Raw genomic sequence first — 4,378 nt, 5'->3', positions numbered from 1 at the left:
ATTCAAAACTATTAGACAAGTCGTAATTATACCTATTTGTATCTCTTTAGCTTTTTGAATATTAAAAAAGCTTCACAGCCTAAAAAACTAACTGCAAAGCTTTTATTAAAAACAAAACTTAATCATCTGAACAATTTGCTGCATCAATAGCAATTACAAGCATTAGCCCTTGAATTTCATCTTCAGCATTGAAGAAATCTAAAGAATACGTATCTCCCCAATGCATTAACTCTTTCTCAATTTGCATAATTGGATGTCCATTCTTTAGCACTTGATAATCCCATCCAAAGAAATCACCATCTACACTCCAACCATTGTAATCAATCTCATATCTAGGTCGTAATAATGTAAACTTTTTCTGGATCTCACCAACAGTTCGACCATTGATTTCCACTTCAAAACGTGGCATAAAAGTTAATAACTTCTGACGAATTACTCCTATTTCTTGTTCTGTTCGCGCATCATATACATGAATCTGGTGACCAAGGGAGAAAATTTCTCCTTTAACAAAATACTTAGTATTACCATATTCATCATACACATCATATGTATCTGACCATGAAAATACTCTTTGTTTTATTAACAATTTCATAAAAATCCTCCTGTTACTCTCATTAATTATTCTAATAAAATAACTATATGATAAACTACTAGGATTAGAAAACTCTAAGAAAAACATTAAATATTAAAGGGATTTACAAAAGAGTCATAGACTCTTTGCAAAATCCCTTTTATTATGGATTATTATTACATTTCCTTAATTTGCTCAAGTAAAATATCTTTTGCATAAGATATTGCCTTCTTAACGCTTCCTTCTTCAAATGGAATTGATAAATTAGAGTTTCTTAAAGTTTCAAGATAACTTAAGCTTCCACCTACATTACATAATTTCATGTAGTCTTTCCAAGCTTCTTCCTTATTCTCTGCATAACGTTTCTTAAATTCCATTGCACCCATAGTAGTCAATGTATAGTTGATGTAATAGAATGGGTATAAGAAGATATGGAGCTTGTGATACCAGAAACCACCACGTTCCATGAATTCATCATCTTCATATTCTCTCCATGGCATATATTTTTGTTCTAGCTTATGCCACTCATAGGTACGTTCTTTTGGTGTTAAATCTGGATTAGCATACATAATATGTTGGAATTCGTCAACAGCTACACCAAATGGCACAAATGTGATTGCCTCTTGTAGATGAGCGAAACGATATTTATCTGCATCTTTACCAAAGAATTTCTCTGCATATAGATAAGCAAATTGTTCCATTGCCATAGAATGAATCTCAGCAATATCTGTTGATTCTGTATAATAATTAGCAATTGGTTGATGGCGCATTGCCTGATAGCCTGCAAAAGCATGACCAAGTTCATGGCTAAGAACTTGCATATCAAAGATTGTATGGTTAAAACAAGAGAAAACATATGGAGCTTTAAAAGGTGTAAGGTATGTCATATATCCCGTTGAAGCCTTGTTAGGTTTATTCTTAAGATCCATTAATTCATGTTCAATCATGAAATCAATGAATTCGCCTGTTTCTTTACTAATATTATGATACATCTCTCTTGCCTGATCAATCATGAAATCATCATCTCCCATTGGTTCTGCATTACCATCAGGGAATACGAATTTTTCATCATATACTTTAACTTTATCAACACCAATACGTTTTGCTTGTGCTTTGTATAATTCTTCACATAATGGAACGATTTCTTCACGAACTTGTTCTCTGAATTTGGCAACCTCTTCTTGTCCATAATCCGATCTTCCTTGTTGTTTGTATCCAAGATTAATGAAATTCTCATCTCCAAGACATCTTCCCATCTTATTACGGATTTCAACTAACTCACCAAAGATTTTTTCCAACTCTTCTTCATTATCATGATAAAAGTCTGAATATGCTTTGAATGCCTTTTTACGAACTTCACGATCTGGATTTTCAAAATACTTCTGAATTCCATACAGATTCAAAGTTTCTCCTTCAAATGGAATCTTCGCTGTTGCCATAAGTTTTTGATATTGCGTTGTTAATAGCCCCTCTCTTTGCAAATATGGAACAAGCTCAGGATTAAAGCTATCGATTTCTCTTTGCATACCAATTAATAATTGTTTACCATATTCTTTCTCAAGATCAGAAACAAAAGGACTTGCTAGTAGCGCTTTATTTAATTCTATATTTGCTTCCATTGTTGTAGGTGCTGTCATTGTAATGAATTCTACTTCTTTTTCATAGAACTCATCTGTTGTATTTAAAGTGTTTCGTATGTTTGCAATGGTGCACATGAGGTCAATTTTCTCAGATTTCTCTAAAATCTCAAGCATCGCCTCTCTCATTATTTCATAGTTTGTTGCTTCCTTCACTTTTTTTGTAGCAACTTCAAGATCTTTCTTGAAGGCTTCAAAATCAGGTCTTATGTATTCTAATTCACTAAATTTAAAGTTCTTCATCCTATTCTATCCTTTCTTAATTATCTATAATATATATTATAGTAATGTAAATATTATAGACCTGACTTGTATAAAAAACAACATGTCTGCCATAAAATACTTAATAAACTGCTAAGTGTGTACAGAACAACCTAGGAATGCGAGGCATGGATGCCGAGCAAGCCTGAGCTGAGGCAGGATGCCGAATCGAAGACGTTTCCGTATCATTTAAAAACCCTAACGTACACACATAGAAGTACTTAGTTGTGTAGCGTGTTTCGTGTCATAGTACGCCAGCTAAGAAGCCATGAAAACCTAAATAGAGTTTTGAGTCCAATAGCCCTCTATTCAAATTCTTTTACCTTCTTAAACAGCTGAGTACGACTACTAATTTCTAATTTACGATAAATATTCATAATGTGCTTTTTAATTGTGAAAATACTAATCATCATCTCATCACTGATCTGATAATTATCCTTACCTGCTAACATATTCTTAAGTACTTGTGTTTCTCTTGGAGTTAAGTTAAATCGGCTTACGACCTCACTTACGGTATACTTCATCCCTGTTTGATCACACACTTCAGATGACAATCGTAATGCAAGATGCTCTTTTAGTATATTACAAATAGCTAAATCATCATATTCATAGTCATGGTTTCCTAAGTACCTATATAGGTTCATAACACCTATTCTCTTATCATCGTAAGCAAGAACTATATGTAATGCATACTGAAATTGATTTGCCTTATACAATGTTTGAATGTATCTTCTTCGTTCTTTCGAGTCCTCCTGTTGATAATCCGATTCTCTGTATACGAAATTAGTATTCTTAGCAAGGATATCAACATTTAGCCCTAACTCTTCTACTGTCATGGTATCTTTTCCATGATACTGCTGCGAATTACTCAGTAGATATGTCTCATTCTCCTCATCATATAGATATAAATCAGCAGCATCAAATTCAATAAAAATCTTCAAACTCTCAAAGAAACGACTAGCCATATCGCTTACGTTATGAATAGAGTAAACTTTATAAATCAAATCACTTAATACTGCTAGTTTACCATGCCATGATTCACCCATAATATCCTACTCCTTTCAATGTCTTTCTACTCAGATATTTGCGAAACTCTCATAATATAATGTGGATAAGCAAAACTCTTAATAACTAAGACTTGCTTCTTAGCTGACATACTATGACTAAGAAACAATAGTGAAACATCTATAGTACTTCTTAGTGTGTACTTAGACAACCTAGGAAGGTGAGGCATGGAGGCCGAGCCAGCCTGAGCTGAGGCAGGATGCCGAATCGAGGGCGGTTCCACATTAATTGATGAAACCGCAAGTACACACTTAGAAGTACTTAGGTGTGTAGCGTGTTTTGTGTCATAGTATGTCAGCTAAGAAGCTAAGATAATGTAGTAGAGTTTTGCACCCAATTAAAAAATCTCAGTGAGGTCGGTTTTTTCTCCTCACTGAGATATCTCTTTAATTCGAAACGCTAACATCAAACGGAATTTATCGTCTAATGTATTGATTTCGCTATCTAATATTTTTTTAATTTTGTTCAGCTGATAATTAATCGTGTTTCGATGTAATTTTTCTTCCTCAGCGATTTTTTGAATACTTCCATCACATGCAATATATCGTTGTAATAATTCAATATAATTAGTTTCATGTTCCTTATCATAATCTTCGAGATTTCCTAATGTATCTCGATAATATTCTCTAAGGATTTTTGATTCATCGACAGATATTAATATCTTCCTACTATCAAGTTTATCAAAAACCAGAAAAGTATTAGACGTATTCTTCGATAAAATCATTACACGCATAGCACGATAATAACTTCTTGATAATAAAGAGATGTTATCAACGTTCGGTCCTATGCCAACATAAACTTTACTATTATTATTGCATAAATTGATAATATTTTCAATTAGAAA

4 protein-coding genes are annotated in these 4,378 nt (G+C 33.1%); all 4 read right to left on the bottom strand.

Annotated features, from left to right (window positions below; all coding sequences use genetic code 11):
- Nucleotides 1-118 precede the first annotated feature (118 nt).
- Complete coding sequence (locus ACW2QF_RS18120; RefSeq protein WP_455717422.1) at nucleotides 119-592, bottom strand: LURP-one-related/scramblase family protein; 474 nt, start codon at nucleotides 590-592, stop codon at nucleotides 119-121.
- A gap of 155 nt (nucleotides 593-747) precedes the next feature.
- Nucleotides 748-2,451, bottom strand: a complete 1,704-nt coding sequence (locus tag ACW2QF_RS18115) for a M3 family oligoendopeptidase (protein WP_455717421.1) — start codon at nucleotides 2,449-2,451, stop codon at nucleotides 748-750.
- A 323-nt stretch (nucleotides 2,452-2,774) separates the two neighbouring features.
- Nucleotides 2,775-3,515 (bottom strand): response regulator transcription factor, encoded by a 741-nt coding sequence (locus tag ACW2QF_RS18110; protein ID WP_455717420.1) that lies wholly within the window; start codon nucleotides 3,513-3,515, stop codon nucleotides 2,775-2,777.
- 389 nt (nucleotides 3,516-3,904) lie between these two features.
- A partial coding sequence (locus ACW2QF_RS18105) for a PucR family transcriptional regulator (protein ID WP_455717419.1) occupies nucleotides 3,905-4,378 on the bottom strand: 474 nt, incomplete at its 5' end.

The sequence above is a fragment of the Anaerosporobacter sp. genome (assembly GCF_965301125.1).
Note: the sequence above shows the minus strand (reverse complement) of the source record. Positions and strands in the feature narration are given on the sequence as shown.

Excerpts from the sequence above, each read along its gene's own strand:
- ACW2QF_RS18120 (WP_455717422.1), bottom strand. The coding sequence starts at position 592 with ATGAAATTGTTAATAAAACAAAGAGTATTTTCATGGTCAGATACATAT.
- ACW2QF_RS18115 (WP_455717421.1), bottom strand. The coding sequence starts at position 2,451 with ATGAAGAACTTTAAATTTAGTGAATTAGAATACATAAGACCTGATTTT.
- ACW2QF_RS18110 (WP_455717420.1), bottom strand. The coding sequence starts at position 3,515 with ATGGGTGAATCATGGCATGGTAAACTAGCAGTATTAAGTGATTTGATT.